The organism is Pelagibacterium sp. H642 (genome assembly GCF_031202855.1).
In the GTDB taxonomy this organism is placed as follows: domain Bacteria; phylum Pseudomonadota; class Alphaproteobacteria; order Rhizobiales; family Devosiaceae; genus Pelagibacterium.
Genome location: NZ_CP101829.1, coordinates 1,813,968 through 1,838,801, shown reverse-complemented (window position 1 = coordinate 1,838,801; position 24,834 = coordinate 1,813,968). Strand labels below are relative to the sequence as shown.

Annotated in this window: 27 protein-coding genes; 10 read left to right on the top strand and 17 right to left on the bottom strand. The window is 63.5% G+C overall.

Annotation, left to right across the window (positions count from 1 at the left end; translation table 11 throughout):
* Window positions 1-86 precede the first annotated feature (86 nt).
* The 4 genes from NO934_RS09080 (at window position 87) to NO934_RS09065 (ending at window position 4,947) form a co-directional block, all read left to right on the top strand.
* Complete coding sequence (locus tag NO934_RS09080; protein ID WP_309159638.1) at window positions 87-761, top strand: XRE family transcriptional regulator; 675 nt, start codon at window positions 87-89, stop codon at window positions 759-761.
* The gene (locus NO934_RS09075; protein WP_309159637.1) at window positions 758-2,344 is read left to right on the top strand and encodes an ABC transporter substrate-binding protein; all 1,587 of its coding nucleotides are present in this window, start codon (window positions 758-760) and stop codon (window positions 2,342-2,344) included. The genes NO934_RS09080 and NO934_RS09075 overlap by 4 nt, the downstream gene beginning before the upstream one ends.
* 159 nt (window positions 2,345-2,503) lie before the next feature.
* Window positions 2,504-3,595, top strand: a complete 1,092-nt coding sequence (locus tag NO934_RS09070) for a Xaa-Pro peptidase family protein (RefSeq protein WP_309159636.1) — start codon at window positions 2,504-2,506, stop codon at window positions 3,593-3,595.
* A 68-nt stretch (window positions 3,596-3,663) separates the two neighbouring features.
* The gene (locus tag NO934_RS09065; RefSeq protein ID WP_309159635.1) at window positions 3,664-4,947 is read left to right on the top strand and encodes a DUF2254 domain-containing protein; all 1,284 of its coding nucleotides are present in this window, start codon (window positions 3,664-3,666) and stop codon (window positions 4,945-4,947) included.
* Here NO934_RS09065 and NO934_RS09060 read toward each other — a convergent pair.
* The 5 genes from NO934_RS09060 to sdhC all read right to left on the bottom strand — a co-directional run bounded on the left by NO934_RS09060 (window position 4,944) and on the right by sdhC (window position 8,611).
* Window positions 4,944-5,180, bottom strand: a complete 237-nt coding sequence (locus NO934_RS09060) for a hypothetical protein (RefSeq protein WP_309159634.1) — start codon at window positions 5,178-5,180, stop codon at window positions 4,944-4,946. The genes NO934_RS09065 and NO934_RS09060 overlap by 4 nt on opposite strands.
* A 77-nt stretch (window positions 5,181-5,257) precedes the next feature.
* Window positions 5,258-6,043 carry a succinate dehydrogenase iron-sulfur subunit gene (locus NO934_RS09055; protein WP_309159633.1) on the bottom strand — a complete coding sequence of 262 codons (786 nt, stop codon included), beginning with the start codon at window positions 6,041-6,043 and terminating at the stop codon, window positions 5,258-5,260.
* Window positions 6,044-6,058: 15 nt separating this feature from the next.
* The gene (gene sdhA / locus NO934_RS09050; RefSeq protein WP_309159632.1) at window positions 6,059-7,858 is read right to left on the bottom strand and encodes a succinate dehydrogenase flavoprotein subunit; all 1,800 of its coding nucleotides are present in this window, start codon (window positions 7,856-7,858) and stop codon (window positions 6,059-6,061) included.
* Between the two features lie 7 nt (window positions 7,859-7,865).
* Window positions 7,866-8,216, bottom strand: coding sequence for a succinate dehydrogenase, hydrophobic membrane anchor protein (sdhD, locus tag NO934_RS09045; protein ID WP_309159631.1), 351 nt, complete (start codon window positions 8,214-8,216; stop codon window positions 7,866-7,868).
* 11 nt (window positions 8,217-8,227) lie between these two features.
* Window positions 8,228-8,611 carry a succinate dehydrogenase, cytochrome b556 subunit gene (gene sdhC / locus NO934_RS09040; protein WP_309159630.1) on the bottom strand — a complete coding sequence of 128 codons (384 nt, stop codon included), beginning with the start codon at window positions 8,609-8,611 and terminating at the stop codon, window positions 8,228-8,230.
* Window positions 8,612-8,871: 260 nt separating this feature from the next.
* Between sdhC and NO934_RS09035 the strand changes: the two genes are divergently transcribed.
* Entirely contained in the window at window positions 8,872-9,456 is a 585-nt protein-coding gene (locus NO934_RS09035; RefSeq protein WP_309159629.1) for an NUDIX domain-containing protein, read from the top strand.
* On the opposite strand, the gene NO934_RS09030 is transcribed toward NO934_RS09035, so the two are convergent.
* Window positions 9,437-9,859 carry a MarR family transcriptional regulator gene (locus NO934_RS09030; RefSeq protein WP_309159628.1) on the bottom strand — a complete coding sequence of 141 codons (423 nt, stop codon included), beginning with the start codon at window positions 9,857-9,859 and terminating at the stop codon, window positions 9,437-9,439. The genes NO934_RS09035 and NO934_RS09030 overlap by 20 nt on opposite strands.
* A gap of 111 nt (window positions 9,860-9,970) precedes the next feature.
* Here NO934_RS09030 and NO934_RS09025 point away from each other — a divergent pair, with 111 nt between their 5' ends.
* Both NO934_RS09025 and NO934_RS09020 read left to right on the top strand, forming a co-directional pair.
* Window positions 9,971-10,387, top strand: coding sequence for a VOC family protein (locus NO934_RS09025; protein ID WP_309163628.1), 417 nt, complete (start codon window positions 9,971-9,973; stop codon window positions 10,385-10,387).
* Complete coding sequence (locus NO934_RS09020; RefSeq protein ID WP_309163627.1) at window positions 10,384-10,641, top strand: YdeI/OmpD-associated family protein; 258 nt, start codon at window positions 10,384-10,386, stop codon at window positions 10,639-10,641. Before NO934_RS09025 ends, NO934_RS09020 begins: the two co-directional genes overlap by 4 nt.
* Here NO934_RS09020 and NO934_RS09015 read toward each other — a convergent pair.
* Complete coding sequence (locus tag NO934_RS09015) at window positions 10,632-10,841, bottom strand: DUF1737 domain-containing protein (protein WP_309163626.1); 210 nt, start codon at window positions 10,839-10,841, stop codon at window positions 10,632-10,634. The genes NO934_RS09020 and NO934_RS09015 overlap by 10 nt on opposite strands.
* A 98-nt stretch (window positions 10,842-10,939) precedes the next feature.
* Between NO934_RS09015 and NO934_RS09010 the strand changes: the two genes are divergently transcribed.
* A complete protein-coding gene (locus NO934_RS09010) occupies window positions 10,940-11,578 on the top strand; it encodes a carbonic anhydrase (RefSeq protein ID WP_309163624.1) in 639 nt (212 codons plus the stop codon).
* Here the strand turns inward: NO934_RS09010 and NO934_RS09005 are convergent.
* The 4 genes from NO934_RS09005 to NO934_RS08990 all read right to left on the bottom strand — a co-directional run bounded on the left by NO934_RS09005 (window position 11,575) and on the right by NO934_RS08990 (window position 15,139).
* Window positions 11,575-12,468: an EamA family transporter gene (locus tag NO934_RS09005; protein WP_309163622.1), complete on the bottom strand. Its 894-nt coding sequence runs from the start codon at window positions 12,466-12,468 to the stop codon at window positions 11,575-11,577. The two genes, NO934_RS09010 and NO934_RS09005, sit on opposite strands and share 4 nt — an antisense overlap.
* A 340-nt stretch (window positions 12,469-12,808) precedes the next feature.
* Window positions 12,809-13,114 (bottom strand): YciI family protein, encoded by a 306-nt coding sequence (locus NO934_RS09000; protein ID WP_309163621.1) that lies wholly within the window; start codon window positions 13,112-13,114, stop codon window positions 12,809-12,811.
* The gene (locus NO934_RS08995) at window positions 13,114-14,154 is read right to left on the bottom strand and encodes an aspartate-semialdehyde dehydrogenase (RefSeq protein WP_309163619.1); all 1,041 of its coding nucleotides are present in this window, start codon (window positions 14,152-14,154) and stop codon (window positions 13,114-13,116) included. Before NO934_RS08995 ends, NO934_RS09000 begins: the two co-directional genes overlap by 1 nt.
* A gap of 418 nt (window positions 14,155-14,572) precedes the next feature.
* Complete coding sequence (locus tag NO934_RS08990) at window positions 14,573-15,139, bottom strand: acyloxyacyl hydrolase (protein WP_309163616.1); 567 nt, start codon at window positions 15,137-15,139, stop codon at window positions 14,573-14,575.
* 155 nt (window positions 15,140-15,294) lie between these two features.
* Between NO934_RS08990 and NO934_RS08985 the strand changes: the two genes are divergently transcribed.
* Window positions 15,295-16,287 (top strand): LLM class flavin-dependent oxidoreductase, encoded by a 993-nt coding sequence (locus NO934_RS08985; protein WP_309163615.1) that lies wholly within the window; start codon window positions 15,295-15,297, stop codon window positions 16,285-16,287.
* 342 nt (window positions 16,288-16,629) lie between these two features.
* On the opposite strand, the gene leuB is transcribed toward NO934_RS08985, so the two are convergent.
* The 3 genes from leuB to leuD are packed head-to-tail and all read right to left on the bottom strand — an operon-like array spanning window position 16,630 to window position 18,814.
* Window positions 16,630-17,724, bottom strand: a complete 1,095-nt coding sequence (gene leuB, locus NO934_RS08980; RefSeq protein ID WP_309163614.1) for a 3-isopropylmalate dehydrogenase — start codon at window positions 17,722-17,724, stop codon at window positions 16,630-16,632.
* Between the two features lie 32 nt (window positions 17,725-17,756).
* Entirely contained in the window at window positions 17,757-18,179 is a 423-nt protein-coding gene (locus NO934_RS08975) for a GNAT family N-acetyltransferase (protein ID WP_309163613.1), read from the bottom strand.
* Window positions 18,180-18,208: 29 nt separating this feature from the next.
* Window positions 18,209-18,814, bottom strand: coding sequence for a 3-isopropylmalate dehydratase small subunit (leuD, locus tag NO934_RS08970; RefSeq protein ID WP_309163612.1), 606 nt, complete (start codon window positions 18,812-18,814; stop codon window positions 18,209-18,211).
* A 161-nt stretch (window positions 18,815-18,975) separates the two neighbouring features.
* On the opposite strand from leuD, the gene deoD reads away from it, so the two are divergent.
* Window positions 18,976-19,686 (top strand): purine-nucleoside phosphorylase, encoded by a 711-nt coding sequence (gene deoD / locus NO934_RS08965; protein ID WP_309163611.1) that lies wholly within the window; start codon window positions 18,976-18,978, stop codon window positions 19,684-19,686.
* 420 nt (window positions 19,687-20,106) lie between these two features.
* Here deoD and purH read toward each other — a convergent pair whose 3' ends face one another.
* From purH to NO934_RS08950, 3 genes are all read right to left on the bottom strand, one after another.
* Complete coding sequence (purH, locus tag NO934_RS08960) at window positions 20,107-21,699, bottom strand: bifunctional phosphoribosylaminoimidazolecarboxamide formyltransferase/IMP cyclohydrolase (protein ID WP_309163610.1); 1,593 nt, start codon at window positions 21,697-21,699, stop codon at window positions 20,107-20,109.
* Between the two features lie 108 nt (window positions 21,700-21,807).
* Window positions 21,808-23,448: a heparinase II/III family protein gene (locus NO934_RS08955; RefSeq protein ID WP_309163609.1), complete on the bottom strand. Its 1,641-nt coding sequence runs from the start codon at window positions 23,446-23,448 to the stop codon at window positions 21,808-21,810.
* Window positions 23,449-23,526: 78 nt separating this feature from the next.
* A complete protein-coding gene (locus tag NO934_RS08950; protein ID WP_309163608.1) occupies window positions 23,527-24,834 on the bottom strand; it encodes an RsmB/NOP family class I SAM-dependent RNA methyltransferase in 1,308 nt (435 codons plus the stop codon).

Genomic DNA, 24,834 nt, shown 5'->3' with positions numbered 1-24,834 from the left:
CTCCAGATGTCGAGACCGTCACAATTCACTTGGATCATACAAAAAGTTTTGCTTATATCAAAAAAATTTTGGTGGAGGACGGCAGCATGGCCGACATCGCGGGTGGGAGATTGGCACAAGATCTGTCCCCCAAGGTGGGTTCGCTGATCCGCGCCCGCCGCAGGCAGCAGCAGATGACGTTGCAAATGCTGGGCGAAGCCGCCCGAACTTCGGTGGGATATCTCAGCCAGATCGAACGCGACCAGGCGACGCCCTCCCTTGGCACCCTGGCGCAGATCGCGCGCGCCCTGGGCGTGGGCGTCGATTATTTCATCGCCGCGCCCTCTGTGGAAAACGCATTCAGCCGGTCCGAAGATCGCCGGCGCTTTTCGATCGATGGCACCTCCATCGTCTATGAGCGCATCACCACCGAATTTCCCGGAAACATGCTCTCGGCCTTCATCATGACGGTGCCGCCGGGCTATCGCTCGGAAACCGTCAGCCATGAGGGCGAAGAGCTGCTTTACGTCCTTTCCGGTGAAATCACCCAGCGGCTGGGCCAGGACGAGATGATCATGAAGGCGGGCGATGCCCTGCATTTCCGCGGCAACCAGCCCCATGCCTGGGCCAATCACACGGCCCTGCCGGCCCGGCTTTTATGGACCGGCACGCTTGAGCTTTTCCAATCCATAACCGCGTCGCGGGCACGTCCGGACGCAGACAAGAAGCCGGAACGCCAACCGGCCCTTTCCACATCAAAGCCAAAGGAAGACCAATCATGAAGCTTTTCCGCGCCGCATTGCTGGCCACGGCCATCGCACTGCCTCTGGCCCCGGTGGCGGGCATTGCCGCCACCCCGCCAGGCGTCCTGGTCGTCGCCCAGAACATCGACGACATCGTCGCCATCGATCCCGCCCAGGCCTATGAATTCAGCTCGGGCGAGTTGGTCACCAATGTCTATGACCGCCTGGTGCAGTACGATGCCGAGGACACCACGGTCCTGGCGCCGGGCCTCGCCAGCGAATGGGAGGTCGATGACGAAAACAAGTCGATCACCTTCACCATCCGCGAAGGCGCGACCTTTCATTCGGGCAATCCGGTGCGCCCCGAAGACGTGCTGTTTTCCTTCAAGCGCGTCGTGGCCCTCGATCTGACCCCTGCCTTCATCCTCACCCAGCTCGGCTGGACCGCCGACAATATCGAGGAGATGATCACCGTCGAGGGCAACACCGTAACGGTTCGCTACGAAGGCGATTTCTCCTCGGCCTTCGTGCTCAACGTCCTCGCCTCCCGCCCCGCCTCGATCGTCGATGAAGTGACGGTGATGGCCAACGAGGTCGATGGCGACATGGGCAATGCCTGGCTCAACGCCAATTCGGCCGGCTCGGGCCCGTTCTCGCTGCAGGCCTACCGCCCGGCCGAGATCATCCGCCTGCAGTCGAACCCCGACTATTTCAAGGGCTCGCCCGAGATCGAAAGCGTCATCATCCGTCACGTCGCCGAGGCGGCCACCCAGCAGCTCCTGCTCGAAACCGGCGACGTGGACCTGGCCCGCAACCTGACGCCCGATCAGATCGCGGCCCTCGAGGACACGCTCAAGGTCGAAACCTTCCCGCAGGCCGCCGTGCACTTCCTCTCCTTCAACCAGAAGGTCGAGGAGCTGACCGACGAAGCGGTCTGGGAAGCCGCCCGCTATCTTGTCGATTACGAAGGCATGGTCGACAGTTTCCTTGCCGGGCAGATGGAAGTGCATCAGGCCTTCTGGCCCGAGGGTTTCCCCGGCGCGCTCAACGATGAGCCGTACTCCTACGATCCCGACCAGGCGATGGAAATCCTCGAGGAAGCGGGGGTCGAAATCCCGATCACCGTTTCGCTCGACGTGATCAACTCGTCCCCCTTCACCGATATCGCCCAGTCGCTGCAGGCCACGTTCGCGGAAGCCGGCATCGAGTTCGAGATCGTCCCCGGCACCGCGGCCCAGGTCATCACCAAATACCGTGAGCGCAGCCACGAAGCCATGCTGCTCTATTGGGGCCCTGACTTCATGGATCCGCACTCCAACGCCAAGGCATTCGCCTACAATTCGGACAATTCCGACGAGGCCTATGCGGCAACCACGACCTGGCGCAATGCCTGGGCCGTGCCCGAGGAGATGAACGCGGAAACCATGGCGGCGCTCGCCGAAGCCGATCCGGAAGCGCGTAACGAGCTTTATCTCGACCTGCAGCGCAAGGTTCAGGAAAATTCGCCCATCGTCATCATGTTCCAGGCCGCCTACCAGGTGGCCATGGCCGAGAACGTCGAGGGCTATGTCAACGGCGCGACCTCGGACTTCGTCTACTATCGCCTCGTGACCAAGGACTGATCGCGACCTAGAGCGTGTCCAGCAAAAGTGGAAACGGTTTTGCGGTTCGGACACGCGACAAAACATAAACTTAGAGTCATTGAAGCGATTCGAAGAAAAGCTGAAATGCTCTAGGGCCGCCCACGGGCGGCCCTTTCCCTTTCGTTCCCGGAGACCATCATGACCGCTTCCCCTCGCATCGAACGCCTGCGCCAGCGCATGGCCGAAACCGGCACCGACCTTGTCGCCATCGGCCCCTCCAGCCATATGGTCTATCTGACGGGCGTCGATCCCCATGGCGACGAGCGGCCGGTGATGCTCCTGGTCTCCCAGACCTATGCCGGCTTTTTGATGCCCGCCCTCAACCTCGATGCCGCGCGCAAGAATTCCGATCTTCCCATGATCCCCTGGAGCGACAGCGACGGTCCCGACGCCGCGCTGGCTCAGGTGCTCGAAGCCGCCGGCATCGACAGGACCGCGCCTTCGGTCGTTCTCGACGAGACCATGCGCGCCGATTTCGCCCTGCTGCTGCTCGACGCCCTGCCCGGCGCCCGCCGCCGCTTTACCGGCGACACCGTTTCCTTTTTGAGAGCCCGCAAGGACGAAGACGAATACCGCCGGCTCAGGGCCAGCCAGCTTTTGAACGACAAGGCCATGCAGGCCGGGTTCGCGGCGCTCAAGCCCGGCGTCACCGAACGGGACGTGGCGAGCGTCATCCGCTCGGTCTATCTCGAAAATGGCGCCCGCCCGCAATTCGATCTGGTGTGCTTTGGCGAAAACGGCGCCTTTCCCCACCACCATACCGGCGATACCGTGCTCAAAGCCGGCGATGCCGTGCTGCTCGACATCGGTGGGCGGCTCGGCGGCTATCCCAGCGACATGACCCGCGTCGCCCATCTGGGGGAGCCGAGCGCCGAGTTCGCCAAGGTCCACGCCATCGTCAATACGGCTGTCGAGGCCGCACTGGCCGCCGTCAGGCCCGGCGCCAAGGCAAGCGCGGTGGACGATGCGGCGCGCGGAGTGATCGCGCAGGCCGGCTATGGCGAATTCTTCCTCCACCGCACCGGTCACGGCCTGGGCCTCGATATCCACGAGCCTCCCTACATCACCGCCACCAGCGATACGGTGCTCGAGGAAGGCATGGTGTTTTCCATCGAGCCGGGCATCTATCTCGCTGGCCGCTTCGGCATCCGGCTCGAGGAAGTGGTGATCGTGCGCTCCGACGGCCCCGAAATCCTCTCCGAACTGCCGCGCGATACCGTCATCGTCTGACCGGCTGGATCGCTTGGCACGTCTTGGGCTTTAGTAGCGAGAGGTGTGTTCGCCAGCCGGAGAGAGATATGCCGTTCTATGCCAGGATCAAATCGCTGACCTCGGGGATCGCCGGCAGCTTCTGGTTCCTCCCCCTGATCATGGCGGCAAGCGGCCTGGTCCTGGCCGAGCTGGCGATCGTCCTTGAAAGCGCCGAGGCGCTTGCGTCCCTGAGAAGCCAGTCTTTTTATCCGCAATTCGGCCCTGAAGGCGCCCGCTCGGTGCTCACAACAATCGCTGGCGGCATGATGACCATGGCGAGCCTGGTCTTCTCGCTGACCTTTGTGGGCCTCACCCTGCTTTCGGGCCAACTCGGCCCGCGCATTCTGATGATGTTCATGCACGATAAGCCCACCCAGATCGTGATGGGTGCCTTTGTCGGCGTTTTTCTCTTCACCCTCATCGTTCTGGTCAACGTCACCGAGATCGAAGACGGGTTCGTCCCCCATCTCGCCGTCGCTGCCGCGATTCTGAGCGCCACCATCGCCTTTGCGCTGGTGATCTATTTCGTCCACCACATGGCGCTCTCGATCCAGGCCGATGTGATCGTCGCCGACTTGGGTCGCCAGTTCGAAAAGGCCATCGGGCGGGTGACCGAAGCCGGGCAGGATCTCGACATCGCCAGGGCCAACCGGGCGTTCAACAGGTTCGAAACCGTTTCGGGTGTTCCGGTCCCTGCCACCGAGTCGGGTTATGTCCGCCATATCGCCTATGATCAATTGCTGCAGATCGCCGGCCGGGCCGGCCTGCGCATCGATGTGCTCGTGCGGCCCGATGATTTCATCGGCGAGGGCCTGCCGCTCGCCCTTGTGGAAGGCCCCAACCCCGACATATCCCGCCTTGCCTCCGCCTTTACCATCGGCCCGCGCCGCGACGTGCTGCAGGAAGCCACCTATGAAGCCCGCGCCTTGATCGACATCGCCTTGCGCGGCCTTTCCCCCGGCATCAACGATCCGGCCACGGCCGTTGCCGCCATCGATCACCTGAGCGCCGGCCTTCTTCCCCTGGTCCGCGCCGAAGGCGTCCCGCGCATACTCTTTGACGAAAGTGGCCGCCCCTGCCTGCGCCGCCCCGATCTGGGCCTTGGGCATTATCTCGACCTGATCGTTCCCGCCCTGCTGCCGGCCATGCGCTCCGATACGCTTGCCACAGAGCGGCTGATCGCGCTCCTTGCGCTCCTCGACCGGGTCAGCCGCAGTAACGACCAGCAGGCCGAAATCGAAAAGTGGCGCAAGGTCGTCGCCCAGGACGTCGACAATCACCAACTGCCCCAGGCGCTCAAGGATTGGCTGGCGCGCGCGGCGGCACGCTAGCTCTTTTTGGCGACCATGTCCTTGAGCAGCGCCTCGGCCAGCGGCTGGGCATCTCGCGCCTCGCTCTCGGGCACCGCGATGGCCAGCCCCCTGCCGGTCAATCCTGTGCCGATCCCCGGCAAGCCGCCATCGGTGATCTCGCGCGGCGAAAACCCATGCGCCCGCAGCGCGGTCACCATCAGCCGCGCCACCGATTCCCTCTCGACATAGATGATCGTCTCGTAATCGGTCATGGCACGGCTCCATCAAATACAAAGGGTCCGCGGGCGTTTCCCGCGGACCCTTTAAACGTTTAACCCAAGCCGCCGGTTCAGGCCACCTTGCGTTCCATCATCATCTTCTTGATCTCGGCGATCGCCTTGGCCGGGTTCAAGCCCTTGGGGCACACCTTGGCGCAGTTCATGATGGTGTGGCAGCGATAGAGCTTGAACGGATCTTCGAGATTGTCGAGCCGTTCGCTGGTCGCTTCGTCGCGGCTGTCGATCAGCCAGCGATAAGCCTGCAGCAGCACCGCCGGCCCGAGATACTTTTCCCCATTCCACCAATAGGACGGACACGAAGTCGAGCAGCACGCGCAAAGGATGCACTCGTAAAGCCCGTCGAGCTTGGCCCGGTCTTCCCGGCTCTGTAGCCATTCGGTGTCCGGGGTGGGCGATTTGGTCTGCAGCCAAGGTTCGACTGATTTGTGCTGCTCGTAAAAGGTCGAAAGATCGGGCACCAGATCCTTCACCACAGGCATATGCGGCAGCGGATAGACCTTGATGGGGCCAGCCGAGACATCGTCCATGCCCTTGGTGCAGGCCAGCGTATTGGCCCCATCGATGTTCATGGCACACGACCCGCAAATGCCCTCGCGGCACGAGCGGCGCAGGGTGAGGGTGGGGTCGATGTTGTTCTTGATCCACAAGAGCCCATCGAGGATCATCGGCCCGCAATCGTTAAGATCGACGAAATAGGTGTCGATCCGAGGGTTTTCCTGGGTGTCAGGATCGTAGCGATAGACCCGGTATTCGCGCAGCCGCGTCGCCCCTTCCGGCTTGGGCCAGGTCTTGCCCTTCTTGGGCTGCGAGCGCTTGTTGAGGATGAGTTCAGCCATTGTCCTCTCCCGCCCCTAGTAGACGCGCGCCTTGGGCGCGATTTTGGCAAGGTCGATGCCGTCCGAAAGCGGATCCACATGCACCGGCCGGTAGTCCAACGTCACATTGCCGGCGTCATCCACCCAGGAAAGCGTATGCTTGCGCCAGTTGGCGTCGTCGCGCTCGGAGAAATCCTCGCGCGCATGGGCGCCCCGGCTTTCCTTGCGGTTTTCCGCCGAATAGACGGTGGTGACGGCATTGGCCATCAGGTTTTCCAGTTCGAGCGTTTCGACCAGATCCGAATTCCAGATCAGCGAACGGTCATGGACCTTGATGTCCTTGAGCTCGCCCCAGATTTCCGAAATCCGCCGGCATCCGCTTTCCAGGGTCTCCTGGGTGCGGAACACGGCGGCGTCTTCCTGCATGGCGCGCTGCATCTTGTCTCTGAGCTTTGCCGTGGGGATGGCGCCATTGGCGTTCCGCAACCGGTCGAAGCGCGCCATGATCTTGTCTTCGGCGGCTTTGTTGACCTCGGGCACCGGGGAATTGCGGTCGATGATCTCGCCGGCCCGGATCGCCGCGGCGCGCCCGAACACCACGAGGTCGATCAGAGAATTGGACCCCAGCCGGTTGGCGCCATGGACCGAAGCGCAGCCCGCTTCGCCCACCGCCATCAGCCCGGGGATCGTGGCATCGGGCCCGCCATTGCGCGGATCGATCGCTTCGCCCCAATAGGTCGTGGGGATGCCGCCCATATTGTAGTGGACGGTCGGGATCACCGGGATCGGATCGCGGGTCAGATCGACCCCGGCGAAGATCTTTGCCGATTCCGAAATCCCCGGCAGCCGTTCATGCAGCACGGCGGGATCGAGATGGTCGAGATGGAGGAAGATGTGATCCTTCTTGGGCCCCACGCCCCGCCCCTCGCGGATTTCGAGCGTCATGCAGCGGCTGACCACGTCGCGCGAAGCGAGGTCTTTCGCGTTGGGCGCATAGCGCTCCATGAAGCGCTCGCCCTCGGAATTGACCAGATAGCCGCCCTCGCCGCGCGCCCCCTCGGTGATCAGGCACCCCGAACCGTAAATGCCCGTGGGGTGGAACTGGACGAACTCCATGTCCTGCAGCGGCAGCCCGGCCCGCGCTACCATGCCATTGCCGTCGCCGGTGCAGGTATGGGCGCTCGTCGCCGAGAAATAGGCGCGGCCATAGCCGCCGGTCGCCAGCACCACCATCTTGGCGCGGAACCGGTGGATGGTGCCGTCGTCGAGCTTCCAGGCGATCACCCCCTGGCAAACCCCGTCATCGCTCATCAAAAGGTCGATGGCGAAATATTCGACGAAGAACTCGGCATTGTTGCGCAGGCTCTGCCCGTAAAGCGTGTGCAGGATCGCATGGCCGGTCCGGTCCGCCGCCGCGCAGGTGCGCTGCACCGGGGGGCCGTCGCCATAGTTCTGCATGTGCCCGCCGAACGGGCGCTGATAGATCTTGCCCTCTTCGGTGCGCGAGAACGGCACGCCGTAATGCTCGAGCTCGTAAACCGCCTGAGGCGCCTCGCGGGCCAGATATTCCATGGCGTCGTTGTCGCCCAGCCAGTCCGATCCCTTGACGGTGTCGTACATGTGCCACTGCCAGCTATCGGGGCCCATATTGGAGAGCGAGGCGGCAATCCCGCCCTGCGCCGCCACCGTATGCGAGCGGGTCGGAAACACCTTGGTGACGCATGCAGTCGAAAAGCCCTGCTCGGCCATGCCCAGCGTCGCGCGCAAACCCGCGCCGCCGGCGCCGACCACCACGACGTCATAGGCGTGGTCGATGATTTGATAAGCCGAAGCCATGAACTAACTAACCTCCGAAGGCGAGGACGAGCACCGAGACCGCGGCGATGACGCCGATGATCAGAACGAAAATCGTATTGAGCGTCTTGGCGAGCGCGTGCAGCTTGGGATCGTGGACATAGTCCTCGATCACTTCATACATGCCGATGCGCATATGGATGAGCGGGGAAGCGATGAGCGCCAGCGCCAGGATGGCGACGAACGGGTTCGAGAAGGTCGCCGCCATCTCGGCCCGCGTGGCCCCGGCAAACGAGACCACCAGCCAGATCAGAAAGCCCACAAAGGCGATGTTGATGACGCCCGTGACGCGCTGGCGGATGAAGGTGCCGGTGCCCTTTTCCCTTGGATGGGTCTTCATGTCTTCTCCCCCTAGAACCAGACCAGCAGCGCCCAGACCAGCACCGTGGCGGTCACCGAAAACACCAGGGTTGCCACCGTGATGATCTCGCGCCCGGCCGGATCGAACCCGGCGCCTGTATCCCAGACGAAATGCTTGATGCCGCCGGCCATGTGGTGGAACAGCGTCCAGGTATAAAGAAAGAGGCCGATCTGGATGATGGGGTAGCCGAAGAACCCCTGAACCATCTCGAGCTCTTCCTGTCCCAGCGCCGCCGCCCCCAGCCACAAAACGAACAGGATGGTGCCCAGATAAAGCCCTATGCCGAGGATCCGGTGCAGGATCGACATCGTCATGGTGAGGGTGAAACGCCAAACCGAAAGGTGGGGAGAGGTGGGTCGAAACTGGGTCGCCATGCTGCCTCGATCTCCTCCGGCGCCGGGGCCGGGCATGAACAGCCGGTCGCCCGGCATCGAACTTGGCGCCAACTTCTAATCGCGCTTTCCCCATTCGTCAAAGGGACATGGGTACGTCTTTGGTCTCAAAACCGCTTTCCGAAGCGGTGCTAAAATATTGACTTTCAACGTCATATTTTATTTCCGCACTGGACATCGAGGGCTAAGTCGAGGCAAGACTGGGGAAATGTCAGCCAGGTTTACCTACTAGGTAAAGTAGCATGTCCAAGCCCAGCCCCATCCGCATCGAGAGCAAAAAAATCCTCGCCCGCGCCTGGGGAAGCCTTACCGAGTATGTTTTTTCGCTTCCTCACCGCGACGGCAGCGAAAATCGCCACACGCGCGAGGTCTATGACCACGGCAATGCGGCGGCGATTCTGCTCATCGATCCCGACCGCCGATGCCTGACGCTCGTGCGCCAGTTCCGCCTGCCGCCCCATCTTCTGGGCGATGACGGCTATCTGCTCGAAGTCTGTGCCGGGCTCCTCGATGGCGACACGCCCCAAGCCTGCGCGAAAAAGGAAGCGATGGAGGAAACCGGCATCGCGCCCGCAACGCTCGCCCATGTGTTCGATCTCTATGCCAGCCCCGGCTCGCTCTCGGAAAAAACCCACTGTTTCCTGGGCTTTTACTCCGAAACCGACCGCACCGGCGCAGGCGGCGGGCTCGGCCACGAAGGCGAGGACATCGAGATCGTCGAGATCGGCTTTGACGAAGCCCTCGGCCTGATCGAACAAGGCGCCATCGTTGATTCCAAAACCGTGGCGCTGATTCAGCACGCCGCTCTCAAGGGGATTCTGCGCTGACCGGTTCGGGCACAAGGCCCAATACGCGATTGAGCCCCGGCACGACCACTCTCAGCGCATCCTTCTCCGCCTCGGTCAGCCCTTCCAGGGCTTGGGCCAGGACCTTCTCGCGCGCCGCGCAGGCCACGGCAATGGCTTTTACGCCCTTCCCGGTCACTTCGAGCCGCACGGCCCGGCGGTCCCCCGCCTCGACGATGCGCGAGAGCATTCCTTCCCGCACCAGGCCATCGACGATCCGCGAGGCGGTGGGGGCGGCTATCCGCTCGCGGGCGGCAAGCCGGCTCAGCGTCGTGCGCTTGAGATAGTGCACCCCGGCCAGGATGGAGAGTTGCGCTGCCGTGCACCCGCTCTCCCTGTCAGCGGCCTGCAACAGCCGGTCGAGGGGCAGGACGATGCGATGCATCAATTGCAACGTTCGCGAAAGGCTTGCGTTTGACATCCGGCAGGTTTAACTTCGTTAGCTACGCTAACTATTAGCTTAGACGGTTAACCGCCGCCACGAAAGGTGCCGCCCATGGAATTCCACGTCGGACGTCTCATCGATCACGTTCATCTGCGCGTTGCCGACGTTGAAAGAAGCAAAAGCTTCTACCGCGCGGCGCTGACCGCCCTGGGCCGTGAAATTACCCACGAAGGCGAAGGGTTCTTCGCCTCGGACGAATTGTTCGTGGACAAGGCCGACGATTATGTCACCCGCGTGCACCTGGCCTTCCAGGCCGATGGCCCCGAAATGGTCGCCCGCTTCCACCAGGCCGCCCTTGCCGCCGGCGGCACCGACAATGGCGCGCCGGGCGAACGCCCCTATCATCCCGGTTATTACGCCTGTTTCGTCATCGATCCGGACGGCAACAATATCGAAGCTGTGTGGCACGGCCCCTCGACGCGCAGCGCCGACTCCGTCGTCGTCACCCCCACCGGCGGCCAGGTATGAGCACCGACCTCTCCAATCTCTCCCGCCCCATCCAGCCGATGCCCGACGATATCGGGCAGCGGCTCAAGGCTGGAAAACTGGAGGAAAAATACGCCGCCCGCCCCGCCTATCAGCGCAACGACTATCTGGGCTGGATCGCCCGCGCCAAACGCCCCGCCACGCGGGAAAAACGTATCGCCCAGATGCTCGACGAACTCGAAAAGGGCGGCGTCTACATGGGCATGGCCTGGCGGGGCGACGCCGATCAGGCGTAGTCGGTGAGCTTTTTGTCGGGGTCGTAGACCTGGTCGGAAACCTCCTTGGTCACCGCCTGCCCGCAGCGCATCTTTCCCGCCACCGCATCGAACACGTAATGGGGCTCGCCATAGAGCAGCCAGCCCTCGCTCAGCGCCTTGGTGACCTTGTGGCAAAAGGACGAATCGTCGTCCCCCGACAGAAAGCGGTAAATCACCATCGCCCGATCTCCTTTGTGGTTCTTGCGCCAAGCATAGCAATTGATCTTGGCCGCGCCAGGGTCTATCGCAAACCGATCGACGTGAAAGGATGAACCCCATGGCGCAGGACTTCCCCCCCTTCCTCCTCGAGGGCTACCGCAATTTCATGGCGGGACGCTACAGTGCCGAGAGCGAGCGCTATCGGAGCCTCGCCGAGGAAGGCCAGAAGCCCACGACCATGGTGATCGCCTGCTGCGATTCCCGCTCGGCGCCTGAAACCATTTTCGATGCCGGTCCCGGCCAGCTCTTCGTTCTGCGCAACGTCGCCAATCTCGTGCCTCCCTTCGGGCCGGACGCCGCCTATCACGGCACCTCCTCGGCCATCGAATTCGCCGTCATCCATTTGAAGGTCGCCCATATCGTTGTCATGGGCCATGGCCGCTGCGGCGGCATTTCCGGCGCCCTCGCCACCGCTGCCGGTCACGCCCCGGAGGGCGATTTCATCGGCAAATGGCTGACCATGGTCAAGGACGTCGCCGACAAGGTCGAAGCCAATTCGCTGATGACCCCGGCCGAACAGCAGACCGCGCTCGAACGCATCGCCATCCGCCAGTCGCTTAACAACCTCCTGACCTTCCCTTTCGTCAAATCCCGCGTCAATGAGAACCAGCTTTCGATCCACGGCGCCTGGTTCGACATCTCGACGGGCGAGCTTTGGACCATGAACGGGGAAAGCGGCGACTTCTCGCGCCCCTAGATCCGCTCACCCACCGGCTGGGTTGCCGCCTGCCTTGGCTTGAGCTTGACCACAGTGAGGATCAGCCCAGCGAAAACCAGCATACCGCCCGCAATATCCACCGGATAGATCGGCTCGCCCAGGATCAGCACCCCCGAGGAAATCCCCGCGATCGGCACCAGCAGCGTGAAGGGAGCCACCGTCGCCGCCGAATGGCGCGAGAGCAGCCCGCTCCACATGGCAAAGCCGAAAAGCGTGGCCGGATAGGCAAGGAACGCGATCAGCCCCACCACGCTCCAACTCGGCGGCATCAGCCCGGCAAAGGCGCTCGGCCCGCCCTCGAAGGCGAACGAGAGGGCAAAGAGCGGGATCGAGGCGAAGAAATTGCCCCAGACGGTAAAGGGCACCATGGGAACCGCGCCGGCCTTTTTGGAAATGATATTGGCCGTGCCCCAGCACAAGGCCGCCACCATCAAGATGGCGATGGGAACCAGTTCTCCGCCCGCTCCATGGCCCCAGGCAATCACCCCGATCCCGGCAAACGCCACCGCCGCGCCCACCATCTGGAGCCGGCGCGGCACCTCGCCGAAGACGAAAAACGCCAGCCCGATGGTAAACATCGCCTGCACCTGCAGGGCCAGCGAAGCGAGCGAAGCGGAAAGCCCCATGAAGATCGCGAGGTTCAAAAGCGCATAGAGCGCGCAGCCCATGAAAAGCCCGTAGCCGACCACCAGCCGCCATGGCGCCTGAGGCCGGGCGACGAAAAAGATCACCGGCACGGCGGCAAAGAAAAACCGCAACGCCGCGACCAGCAGCGGCGGCAACTCTCCGACGCTTAGCTTGATGACCGTGAAATTGACGCCCCAGATCGTAACGACGACCAGGGCAATGAGCACGTCGCGCAAGGGCATGGCGGGCTTCCGAAGAAAAGACAGGAGCCCTGCCTTAGCGCAGAGTGACAAGGCTTGTCATCCCGCATGGTGAACGCGGCGAGGCCCCTCACCCGCCGCTTCAGGGCGAGCTCGCCCAGAGGAAGAGGTGAACGTGAGCGGCGGCACCCGATGTCCTTCTCCCCGCAGGGGAGAAGGTGGCCGCGAAGCGGTCCGATGAGGGGCCGCAGCGGTGGCCCAGGATATCGCTCTTGCGTGAGACAAACGGGACGAGGGAGCCCCAGCCTAACCTCTCCCGTGCGGGAGAGGTTGACACGAAGCAGCGGGTGAGGAGGCCTTCGCCAAGCCCCCAACCAGGCCACTACCGCGCCCCGATCTCGATATCCTCGAACCCCGGAGCCGTGCCCCAGGCGAAGACCTCGGTGGTCGCCCGCAGCCCGTGGATCTGGAACGGGTCCTCGGCGATGATCTTTTCGACCTCCGCGCGGCTCTCGACGTCAAATATCCAGAGCCCGCCCGAGGGCGCGCCACCCGGTTCGGGACGCAAGGCCCCGGCGATGGCGATCCTGCCCTTGTATTTGCGTAAGTAGGCTTGATGCGCCTCGGTATGGGCGGCGCGGATCTCCGCGCCGTCCGTCCGGTCGGTGAAAAGCGCCGCCCAACGCATCAGGCAGCCTTCTTGGCCATCAGGCCGCGCTCGATCAGCGTTTCGGCGATCTGGATGGTGTTGAGCGCCGCGCCCTTGCGCAAATTGTCCGAGACCACCCACATGGCGAGCCCGTTTTCAACCGTCACGTCCTCGCGGATGCGGCTCACATAGGTGGCGTCCTCGCCCTTGGCCTCGACCGGGGTGATGTAGCCGCCGTTCTCGCGCTTATCGAGCACCACGATCCCCGGCGCCTCGCGCAGGGCGTCCCGCGCCTCGTCGGGGGTGATGGGGTTGGCGAACTCCATGTTGACGGCCTCGGAATGCCCCACGAACACCGGCACGCGCACCGCCGTGCAGGTCACCTTGATCTTGGGGTCGAGCATCTTCTTAGTTTCGGCCAGAACCTTCCACTCTTCCTTGGTGTAGCCATCCTCCATGAACACGTCGATATGGGGGATGACGTTGAAGGCGATCTGCTTGGTGAACTTTTTGGGCTCGGGCTGGTCGTTGACGAAAATGCCCTTGGTCTGGTCCCAGAGCTCGTCCATGGCCTCCTTGCCGCCGCCCGAAACCGACTGATAGGTCGAAACCACCAGCCGGGTGATGGTCGCAAGGTCGTGCAGCGGCTTGAGGGCCACGACGAGCTGTGCGGTCGAGCAATTGGGATTGGCGATGATGTTCTTGCGTTCATTGCGCGCCATATAGGCGTCGAGCACCTCGCCATTGACCTCGGGGACCACCAGCGGCACGTCCTCGTGATAGCGCCATGCCGAGGAATTATCGATGACGATCGCGCCCGCTGCCCCGATCTTGGGCGCCCACTGCTTGGAGATCTCGCCCCCAGCGCTCATCAGCACGAAATCGGTGCCGGTAAAGTCGAAATCGTCGAGGTTCTTGCACTTCAATATCTTGTCGCCAAAGCTCACCTCGCGGCCCACCGAACGCGACGATGCAAGCGGCACCAGCTCGGAGACCGGGAAATTGCGTTCGGCGAGAATGTCGAGCATTTCGCGGCCCACATTGCCGGTGGCGCCTACGACTGCAACCTTGTAACCCATTTCGATTTTTGTCCTTTCACCCCACCTCCCGCGCCGGGGCGTTCCGCCCGCTCGGCCTTGATGTGCTTTGCCGCCCTCCCCGCCGGGAGGATTGGCCCGGGGAGTGCGTCAAGCGGTTTTGGTGGTGGTTTTACCTGCGAACGGCATCGCGCCGGCGCTCGCGCCGACTGTTTTGAGCAGCACTGTCATGGTCATTAATGCCACGAAAAAGGCTCCTGCCGTCCGGAGCCCGTTACATACGTGGTTCCGGTCACTTTGCCAAGGGTGGCCACGGAGAATTGGAACGCGAACCGGGACTCCCCGTCATCCCGGGCCCGACCCGGGATCCAGTAACCGGCAGCGCCGCGGTTCTACCTGAGCGCGGAGTGTACTGGACCAGGAAGGCCGGGGCGACCAGGGGGTGGCCGCCATCACCCAACTAGAACTTTACGCCGACCATCAGTCCCAAATTGGACAGCCCGTCATTGGGCGAACAAAGCTCGAGATTGGAGATGTGCTCGTAGCGCAGCGTCACCGTGACGTTCTCGCTCACATTGGCCCCGATGCCAGCGGCATCGTAGAAATTGAGCGAACAGCCGAAATTGCGCTCGGGCCGCGTCGCGCCGTCCAGCGCCCCGTCGGTCAGCGCCGCGCCGAACCCCAGCTCGAGATAGAGCGGGGTTTCGAACACCGGAATCTGCCAGTTGAGATTGGCATGGACGAGATTTTCCCGCCCCTGGAGATTGATCGTCGCGCCGATTTCCGGGCGCGGCGAGCCGATCCATTCGAAAGCGGCGATATCGGGGGAGGCAAACAGCGCCGAAAACTTGATGTCCTCGAAGCGGGTGAGCTCCCAATTGTCGCCCGTGGGCAGGAAGCCGCCATAGGCCGAATGGAAGAACGTCCCGGCGCGTATTTCGTCCAGCTCCAGCCCCTGGGCCAGCGCCGGTCCCGCTCCCGCGCCAGCCAGAAGGGCGATAGCCAATGCGGCAAGCTTGCGGATCATGGGACGTCCTCGTTACGCAGGGAATGGCGAGCAATGCACCCCATCGATGCGCCGATGTCAATTGCAGGAAGGCAACAGAACCGATTATCGTCTTTTAACGATCAAACCCGACTCGCCGTCTTGACGGTGGCCCTTCCCGAACCCAGATGAGCCCGATGACCCTGCCTCCGCTTTCCATTCAGGACCTTGCGCCGATCTCGCAAGGCTATTCCACCCAGGACGCCCTCGCCAGAACCCTCGACCTCGCCAGATTGGGCGACGAGATGGGCTTTTCCCGCCTCTGGTATGCCGAACATCACGGCATGGCCTCGATCGCCTCCTCGGCGCCCGAGATCCTGATCGCCAATGCCGCCGCCAACACCTCGCGCATTCGCGTGGGCGCCGGCGGCGTCATGCTGCCCAATCACGTTCCGCTGCGCGTGGTTGAGACCTACCGGACCCTCAACGGCCTCTTCCCGGATCGCATCGATCTGGGCATCGGCCGCGCCGGCGGTTCGGACGGGCTGACCCTGCGCGCCCTGCGCTCGACGGGCGGCGAGGATTTCCCCCATGAATTCGCCGAACTGCTCGCCTTCGAGCGTGGCGGCTTCCCCGACGATCACCCCCTCTCGCGCGTCAAGGTCGTGCCCGGCGAAATCGACCTCGCCCCCATCTGGCTTCTGGGCTCTTCGGGCGCCTCGGCGCAGATGGCCGGGCAATACGGCATCGGCTATGCCTTTGCCTCCCACTTCTCCCCCACCCCCGCCGGTCCGGCTTTCGAGGCCTATCGCAGCGCCTTCCGCCCCTCCGATCAGTTCGAAAAGCCCCACGCCATTCTCTGCGTCGCGGTGATCTGCGCACCCACCGACGAGGAAGCCAAACACCTGTCCAAATCCATGGAACTGACCTGGCTCAGCCTGCGCTCCAACAACCCCCAGAAGATCGCCCCGCCCGAAGCGGCCGACGCCCATCCCTGGACCGAAGCCGAGCGCGCTTTCGTCGAAAGCCAGTCCAATCTCTGGATCGTCGGCAGCCCGGAAACGGTCAAGGCCAAAATCGAGGAAAAGCTCGCCGAAACCGCCGCCGACGAGGTGATGATCTCGACCACCATTCACGACTACGACAAGCGGCTGGAAAGCTATCGGTTGCTCAAGCAGGTGTGGGGATAGTCCGCAGCCATTAGTGCGTGTCCAGCAAAAGCATGTCCATGGCGAGACCGGGATGGAAACGGTTTTGCGGTTCGGACACGCGACAAAACAAAGGGTTAGAGCCAAGGATTTGATTCAATCAAATCCTGAACGGCTCTAGTGCGCGCGGCAGCGCCGCGCCCCCCTCATCCGTCTCGCTTCGCGAGCCACCTTCTCCCATCAGGGGAGAAGGGTAGCCCCGGGCAGCGTCTCAGTAAGAACTCAAATGCTGACCAAAAGAGCCCCCCTCTCCCCTGGTGGGAGAGGGGCCGGGGGCGAGGGGGGCGCAGCCTTTCAACCCCCACCGAAACTCGCGAGGAAGACCTACTCCAGCTTGGCGATGATCGCATCGCCCATTTCGGCCGTCGTCACCCGCCGGCACCCGGTCTGCATGATGTCCCCGGTCCGCAGCCCGTCTTCGAGCACCTCCGAAATCGCCGTCTCGAGCCGGCTCGCCAGCTCGATCATCCCGAACGAATAGCGCAGCGCCATGGCAAAGCTCGCGATCATCGCGATTGGGTTGGCGATCCCCTGCCCGGCGATATCGGGGGCAGAGCCGTGCACGGGCTCATACATCGCCTTGCGGCGGCCGGTTTCCGGATCGGGCGCCCCCAGCGAAGCCGAGGGCAGCATGCCCAGCGATCCGGTCAGCATGGCCGCCGCATCCGAAAGGATGTCACCGAAGAGATTATCGGTCACCATCACGTCGAACTGCTTGGGATTGCGCACCAACTGCATCGCCGCATTGTCGGCAAGGATCTGCTGCAATTCGATCTCGGGATAGTCCTTGGCGGCCTGTTTCACCACCTCGTCCCAGAGCACGCCCGACTTCATGACGTTCTTCTTGTCGGCCGAATGCACCTTTTTCCCGCGCGTCATGGCGAGATCGAAAGCCACCCGCGCGATCCGGTCGATCTCATAGGTCTCGTAAACCTGGGTATCGACCGCCCGCTTCTGCCCATTGCCCAGATCGGTGATCTGTTTGGGCTCGCCGAAATAAACCCCGCCGGTCAATTCGCGCACGATCAATATATCGAGCCCCTCGACCAGCTCCTTTTTGAGCGACGAGGCATCGGCAAGCGCCGAATAGCAGATGGCGGGACGAAGGTTCGCGAACAGCCCCAGATCCTTGCGCAGCCTGAGCAGCCCTGCTTCGGGCCGCACGTCATAGGGCACGTTGTCCCATTTCGGCCCGCCCACCGCGCCGAAGATCACTGCGTCAGCGGCCAGCGCCTTGCCCATGTCCTCCTCGGAAATCGCCGCCCCGTGCGCATCATAGGCGCACCCGCCCACGAGCCCGGTTTCATAGGCGAAATCGGTCAGCCCCTTGCCGTTGAGATAGGCGATGAGCTTTTCGACCTCGGCCATGATCTCGGTGCCGATGCCGTCGCCGGGCAGGAGGAAGAGGGTGTGCGTCATGAAAAGCTACCGTTGCTGGAGAAAGAAGCGCACTAGAAGCGCTTGAGAAAGAAATGGCGGCGCGAACCGGTCGGATGATCCTCAATGGTGCCAAATTCGATAAAGCCGTGCGCCCTGTAGAATTCGGGCGCGCCGAAGGCGAAGGTATCGAGCCACATGCCCTTGAGCCCGCGTTCTTTCGCCCAGTCTTCGGCCCGCGCCAGCAACTGGCTGCCAAGGCCTTGGCCGCGCAGGTTTTCCGGCACGGCCAGGAATTGGACGAACAGCCACTCGAACAAGGCATATCCCGTAAGCCCGCCGATGGTTTCCCCGGTTTGCGGATCGGGGATGAGAAAGCCGACGGGCTGATAATGGTCCGGCCCGGCGCCGGCCGCAGTATTGGCACTGCGGATAAGGTTGGTCAGCACGCCGGAATCGGCATCGCTGGGCTCGAGTGTGAGGCGAATTTCGGTCATGGCCCGTCCCCTCCAGGTTGGGCGGCCCCTCAGATCCAGGGCCGGTTCTCGGCCATCTTGCCTTCAAACCCGCCGATCGTCTCGTCCTTCTTGAGCGTCATGGCGATATCGTCGAGCCCTTCGAGCAGCACCTGCTTGCGGGCCGGATCAATGTCGAAGGAAATCGTGCCCCCATCGGGCCCGGAAATGGTCTGCGCCTCGAGATCCACCGTCAACGTCGCGTTCGATCCGCGCTCGGCGTCGTCGAGCAGCAATTCGAGCTGCTCGGGGGTGACGACGATGGGCAAAATGCCGTTCTTGAAGCAGTTGTTGTAGAAGATGTCGGCAAAGCTGGTCGAAACCACGCAGCGGATGCCGAAATCGAGCAGCGCCCAGGGGGCATGCTCGCGGCTGGACCCGCAGCCGAAATTGTCCCCGGCGATCACGATCTTGGCGTTGCGATAGGCGGGCTTGTTGAGAACGAAGTCTTCCTTCTCGCTGCCATCCTCATTGTAGCGCATCTCGGCGAACAGCGCCGTTCCCAGCCCCGTGCGCTTGATGGTCTTGAGATACTGCTTGGGGATGATCATGTCGGTGTCGATATTGATGATCGGCAGCGGCGCGGCGACGCCCGTCAATGTCGTGAACTTGTCCATGACCGTTCTCCCTAACCGTACCCGCGGGTACTCTACTGGCCCAACTCTCTACTGCAATCGCATCCTTTTGCCAAGCGCTCCCGCGCAAAATCGCCGCCCATTGCCTTGCCCGGCAGGGGCGCAGTAAGCTGCCCGCCAGTGTTTTGACCAAAGGATAAAAGATGACGCCGCACAACCACGCAAAGCCTGGCGACTATGCCGAAGCGGTGCTGCTGCCCGGTGATCCCCTGCGCGCCAAATGGATCACCGAAACCTTCCTTTCCGACGCGCGCCTGGTCAATTCGGTCCGCAATTGCCTGGGCTTTACCGGCACCTGGAACGGGGTGCCGGTTTCGGTGCAGGCCACAGGCATGGGCCAGCCCTCGACCGCCATCTATGTGCATGAGCTTTTGAACGTCTATGGCGCCAAAACCATGATCCGCGTGGGCACCTGCGGCGGTCTCAACACCAACGTCAAGGTCCGCGACGTGGTGATCGGCGCTTCGGCCGCCACCGACTCCACAATCGTCAAGGGCGCCTTCGGCAATTACAACTACGCCCCCGCCGCCGATTTCGCGCTCCTGCGCGCCGCCGACGACGCGGCCCGCGCCCACGGCAAGACGGTGCATGTGGGCGGCATCGTCTCCTCGGACATCTTCTACCACCCCTCCGGCCTCGACGCCTATGCCCCGCTCATCGAGCACGGCATCCTCGGGGTGGAAATGGAAGCCGCCACCCTCTACACCCTCGCCGCCCGCTTCGGCGCCCGGGCTCTGACCATCTGCACAATGACCGATTGCCTGATCACCGGCGCCGAAATCGACGCCGAGGCACGGCAGAGTTCCCTCAAGGACATGGTCGAAATCGCGCTCGAGGTCGCAACCACCGCCTGATCGGTTGCTTCCTTGTGCATGCCCCAGCGCTCTCTCAAGAGCTCTTCTCCCCTTGAGGGAGAGTTCGAGCCGTCCTTTGGCCAATCGCGCCGGTGGCACGATCGGAGGTGAGAAGGCCATGAGAGCTACGCTCGAATGGCAGCGGATGAGGGGGGCGCGGAGCTTGCGTCATGGCAAGAGCCGAGAGCGGCGCGCATACCTTGCCCCGGGTCAAGCCCGGGGTGACACGCTGGTGGTGAGATCGGGCACTGCCCCGTCTCCGGCCCTCACCACGCTCTACCGATGAGGTCTGCAGCAGCCCAACTGCTATCCCCACCGTCACACCACCCACCACCGTCATCCCGGCCTTGAGCCGGGATCCAGTACACTCAGCGCCTGAGCCCAGCCGCAACGCTGCCAACAGTGCGCCCGTGAGACAGCTTAGTGCCTGAAATGCCGCGTGCCGGTGAACACCATCGCCAGCCCCGCCGCGTCGGCCGCAGCGATCACTTCCTCGTCGCGCACCGATCCGCCGGGCTGGATCACCGCCGTCGCTCCGGCTTCAACCAGCGCCTCGAGCCCATCGGCAAAGGGGAAGAACGCGTCCGACGCCACCACCGAGCCCTGCGTCAACGCCCCTTCGACCCCAGCCGCCTGCGCGGCATCGATCGATTTGCGGTGCGCCGTGCGGGCCGAATCCACCCGGCTCATCTGCCCCGCGCCGATCCCCACCGTCGCCCCGTCCTTGACATAGACGATGGCGTTGGACTTGACGTGCTTGGCGACCTTTGCGGCGACCAGCAGGTCGGCCATTTCCTTTTCGGTGGGCGCGCGCCGCGTCACCACCTTGAGCTCGTAATCATCGGCATTGGCATTGTCGCGCGTCTGGACCAGCAGCCCGCCGGCCACCGAGCGCACGGTCATCCCCTCGGCCTTGGGATCGGGCAGCGCGTCGGTTACAAGCAGGCGCAGGTTCTTCTTGCCTTCGATGATCTCGATCGCCCCTTCGCTCGCCCCCGGCGCTATGATCACTTCGGTAAAGAGCTTGACGATCTCGCCCGCCGCCGCCTCGTCGAGCGGCCGGTTGAGCGCCACGATGCCGCCGAAAGCCGACACCGGATCGCATTTAAGCGCCGCCTGATAGGCCTCGACCAGCGTTGCGCCCTGCCCCACCCCGCACGGATTGGCGTGCTTGATGATGGCCACCGCCGCCGTCTTTTCGGGATCGAACTCGGCTACCAGTTCGAACGCTGCGTCGGTATCGTTGATGTTGTTGAACGAAAGCTGCTTGCCCTGCACCTGGGTCGCCGTCGCAACGCCCGGCCGGTTGGACCCATCGGTATAGAATGCCGCCCATTGATGCGGGTTTTCGCCATAGCGCATGGTTTCGCGCAAGCGCCCCGCAAAGCTGCGCCAGGCAAGATCGGGCACATCGAGGGTGTTGGCGAACCAGTTCGAGACCGCCGCGTCATAGGCCGCCGTCCGGGCGTAGGCCTTGGCCGCATATTTCTGCCGGCGCGGATAGGGCACTTCGCCCCCCTCCTTGAGGGCGGCCAGCACATCGGCATAATCGGCCGGATCGACGATCACCGTCACGTCGCCATGGTTCTTGGCCGCCGCCCGGATCATCGCCGGCCCACCGATGTCGATGTTTTCGATCACCTCGTCATAGGCGGCACCCTTGGCGACGGTTTCGGCGAACGGATAAAGGTTCACGACAACCAGATCGATGGGCGAGATGTCATGGATGCGCATGGCGCTTTTGTGCGCGTCGTTGGAGCGGATGCCCAGGAGCCCGCCATGCACCTTGGGGTGCAGCGTCTTGACCCGCCCGTCCATGATCTCGGGAAATCCGGTGACCTCGGAAATATCGATCACCGGCAGCCCCTCTTCGGCCAAAGCCTTGCGCGTGCCGCCCGTCGAAACGATCTCGACCCCGAGCCCGGCCAGGGCCGTCGCGAATTCGATGATCCCGGTCTTGTCGGACACCGAAAGCAGCGCCCTTTTGACTTTGGTTGCACCCGCCTGGCCCATGGAAAATCCTGCCGTGATTGCTTGAAGGGAAAGAATGGGCGCGGCCCTATCATGGATCGGCGCGGGTGGGAACTGCGCTATTGGGCGCAATGGCGCTCCGCCGTGCGATCACGATTGCCGCGTGAACACCCAGGCGATTTCCGCCTCGTTGCGCGCGGTGCCATGCAGCACGATCTGCCGCGTCTTGATCAGCCCGAAATGCGCCGAATGGCGCACGCTGTCCTCGATATCGGCCGACGCTCCTTCCCAGAGAAACGACCAGGCTTCGCCATTGCGATAGATCATGCGGATCAGGTCTTCACCACTCGAACGTTCGGTCACCACCCCTGGAGCGAGGTGAAAGCGGATCGAGAACATGCCCTGCTGGCGCGCCGTCCGTCCGGCGGCCATAAACCTGTCCTGGCCCACCAGGGTCTGCCCGCCCCCCATCAGCGTCAGGCGCCGCACGATGTCGAGACCGTACCGGTCGCGATAGGCGCCCGAGCGCATCTCGACAGCGTTTTCTTGGGCTTCGAGTGTGATTTGCGGCGGCGCGCCGCGCAACTGCAGCGCTCCGCTTCGTCCGATTCCGGCGCTCGACATGTCTTCGATGGTCGGCGCGCTATGGGCCGAGGTGTGACGGAAGAGGTTGCGGCTTTCGGCCAACTGCCCCGGCGCCGGCCCGCAATTGCCCGCAACCAGTGTCGAGCCGCACGCATATTCGAAGCTCAGCGCCCCCGCATGGGCATCGGCGGCAAATTCGACCGGCGGGACCTGGCCCGAATCGGCCACCACCTTGCCCGGACCGTCGACCAGGATCCCATACCCCCCGCACAGCCCCGACCCGGTGGCGCGCACGCCCGATTGCGCGGCGATGGCCAAAACCAGTTCCACCGGCACCTGCCCGCAGCCATTGGCATAGACCGGCTCGCGTGTCCCCAGCACCAGCTTTTCGAGCGCCCGGTGCATGGCTTCGATACGCCTTGCGATTCCCGACGAAACCGTCCCATGCCGCTGCCCCAGCACCTGGTTGACCGGAATGATCTCGGACAGGATCTGGATCTGGGCGAAGGGGCTGCGGGATTTGACCAGCCCGTCATCGTCGAGCCCGCCTTCCAGCAACATTCCCAGCCGCTCGATGTGAGCCGCCAGCTCCCGGCTCTCCTCGCTTTCGCTGAGCGCGGCGCCCGCCAGCGCGATCTCGACCATCAGCCGCTCGAGCGGATCGCTGACGAACGCCGCCCGAACCTTGAGCGAGGAGATCTGTACCGAAAGCGAGCGCGCAATGGCCCGCATCTGCTCGGCCGTTGCCCCTTCGGCCAGCAGCGAAAAGGATTTGAGCCAGTTGAGCACCCGCCGCGCCGTGATGAACACGTCCCAGGCATCGCGCTCGAAAGTGCCGAACCGGGCGATCCAGTCGAGCACCAGGGTGCGGGCAAAAGCGCGTTGGCCGGGATCGGTCAGCGCCGAAAAGTGCCGCAGCCAGCCAAAGCTATGAAGGTCCTCGAACCAATCGTCGGCTTCGGTATCGACGGCAAAGGGTGATTGGCCGCCGGTTTCCACCAGGCGTCCCGAGAGCAGATATTTGCCCTCCATCATCTCGATGACCGTTTGGGCGTCGGCCGGGCGGAATTCGGCGAGCCGGGGCACGAACCTGCCCGCATCGGCTCCCGACCATGTCCATGAAAACAGCGCGTGGGTCACCGTGCGGTCGGCTAGCCCCAGGCCCGCCCGCCGCAGACCGAAACGCAAAACTTCAAATACGCCCATACCCGAACCCTACTCGCAGGGTCCAATGTATCATCAACTTGCCGTTAACCACAGGAAAACTGCGGGAATTTTGCCCCGTCAGCCGGCTTTTTTGATCAGTCGTGCCATGAAAAAGCCGTCGAGGCCTCCCCCCACTTTTCCCGGCAGGTCGAGCGCCGGCGTGATTCGCACAGCGCCCTCGCCGCTCAGCGGGGCGTCCCAGCCCTCTATTTCCGAAGCGGCGATGGGATCGATAACGAAATCGCCCAGCCCCGATTTGGCCCAATCGAGCTGCTCTTCACCCTCTTCCCGTTCGAGGGAACAGACGCAATAGACGAGCCTCCCTCCCGGTTTGACCAGACCGGCGGCATGGGCGAGCATTTTCCGCTGCAGCGCAACGCGCTCGGCGATTCCCTTTTCATCCCGGTGCCAGAGCACCTCCGGATGCCGCCGGAATGTGCCGGTCGCCGAACAGGGCGCATCGAGCAGCACCGCGTCGAACACCGGGCCCGGCCGATAATCGAGCGCGTCGCCCACCACAAGTTCGGCCGCGAGCCCCAGCCGATCCAGATTTGCGGCCACGCGTTCCATGCGCTCGGCGGAAATGTCGAGCGCTGTGATCTCGGCCCCCGCCGCCGCCAATTGCGCCGTCTTGCCCCCCGGCGCCGCGCAAAGGTCGAGCACCTTGTCTCCCGGTTTCACCCCGAGCAACCGGGCCGGAACGGAAGCCGAAACATCCTGCACCCACCATTTGCCCTGGGCGAACCCGGGCAGATCGGCAACGCTCGCCTCGCGCGAGGCGAGCCGCACGCTCGCCCCCAGCACCGGCTCGCCGCCCAGCGATGCCGTCAAATCTTCATCGGGAGCCTTGAGGGTCAGATCGAGCGGCGGTGTTTCGATAAGCCGTTCGGCAAACGCTGCAATCGCCCCATCGCCATAGGCCGCACGCCAACGCGATTGCAGCCATTGGGGAACCAGCAGATCGTGGGGAAGCGCCGAGAACTTGCCGGCCTCCCGCTGGACCGAGCGCAGCACGCCATTGACCAGTCTGTCGAACCGCCCGGCGCGCTTGTCGGCGCGCGCCGATTCGACGGCAAGGTGGATCGCCGAATGGGCCGGAATCTCGTCCATGTAGAGAAGCTGCGCCACACCGATCCGCAGCACTGCCTCGAGAATGCCCGCCCGCTGCGGCACGCCCTTGCTGAGTGTTTGCTCCAGCACCGCATCGATCTGCCCGTGCCGGCGCAGGGCGACGGTGACCATCTTGTTTGCCAACGCCCTGTCGCGCCCCTCGGCCAGCCTGTCGCCGCCGATCGGGGCGAAGGGCTTGCCCTCGAGCACATGCCTGAGATGAAAAGCGGCCTCAAGCCGAAGCTTGAGGCCGGGCAGATCGTGTTTATTCGTCAA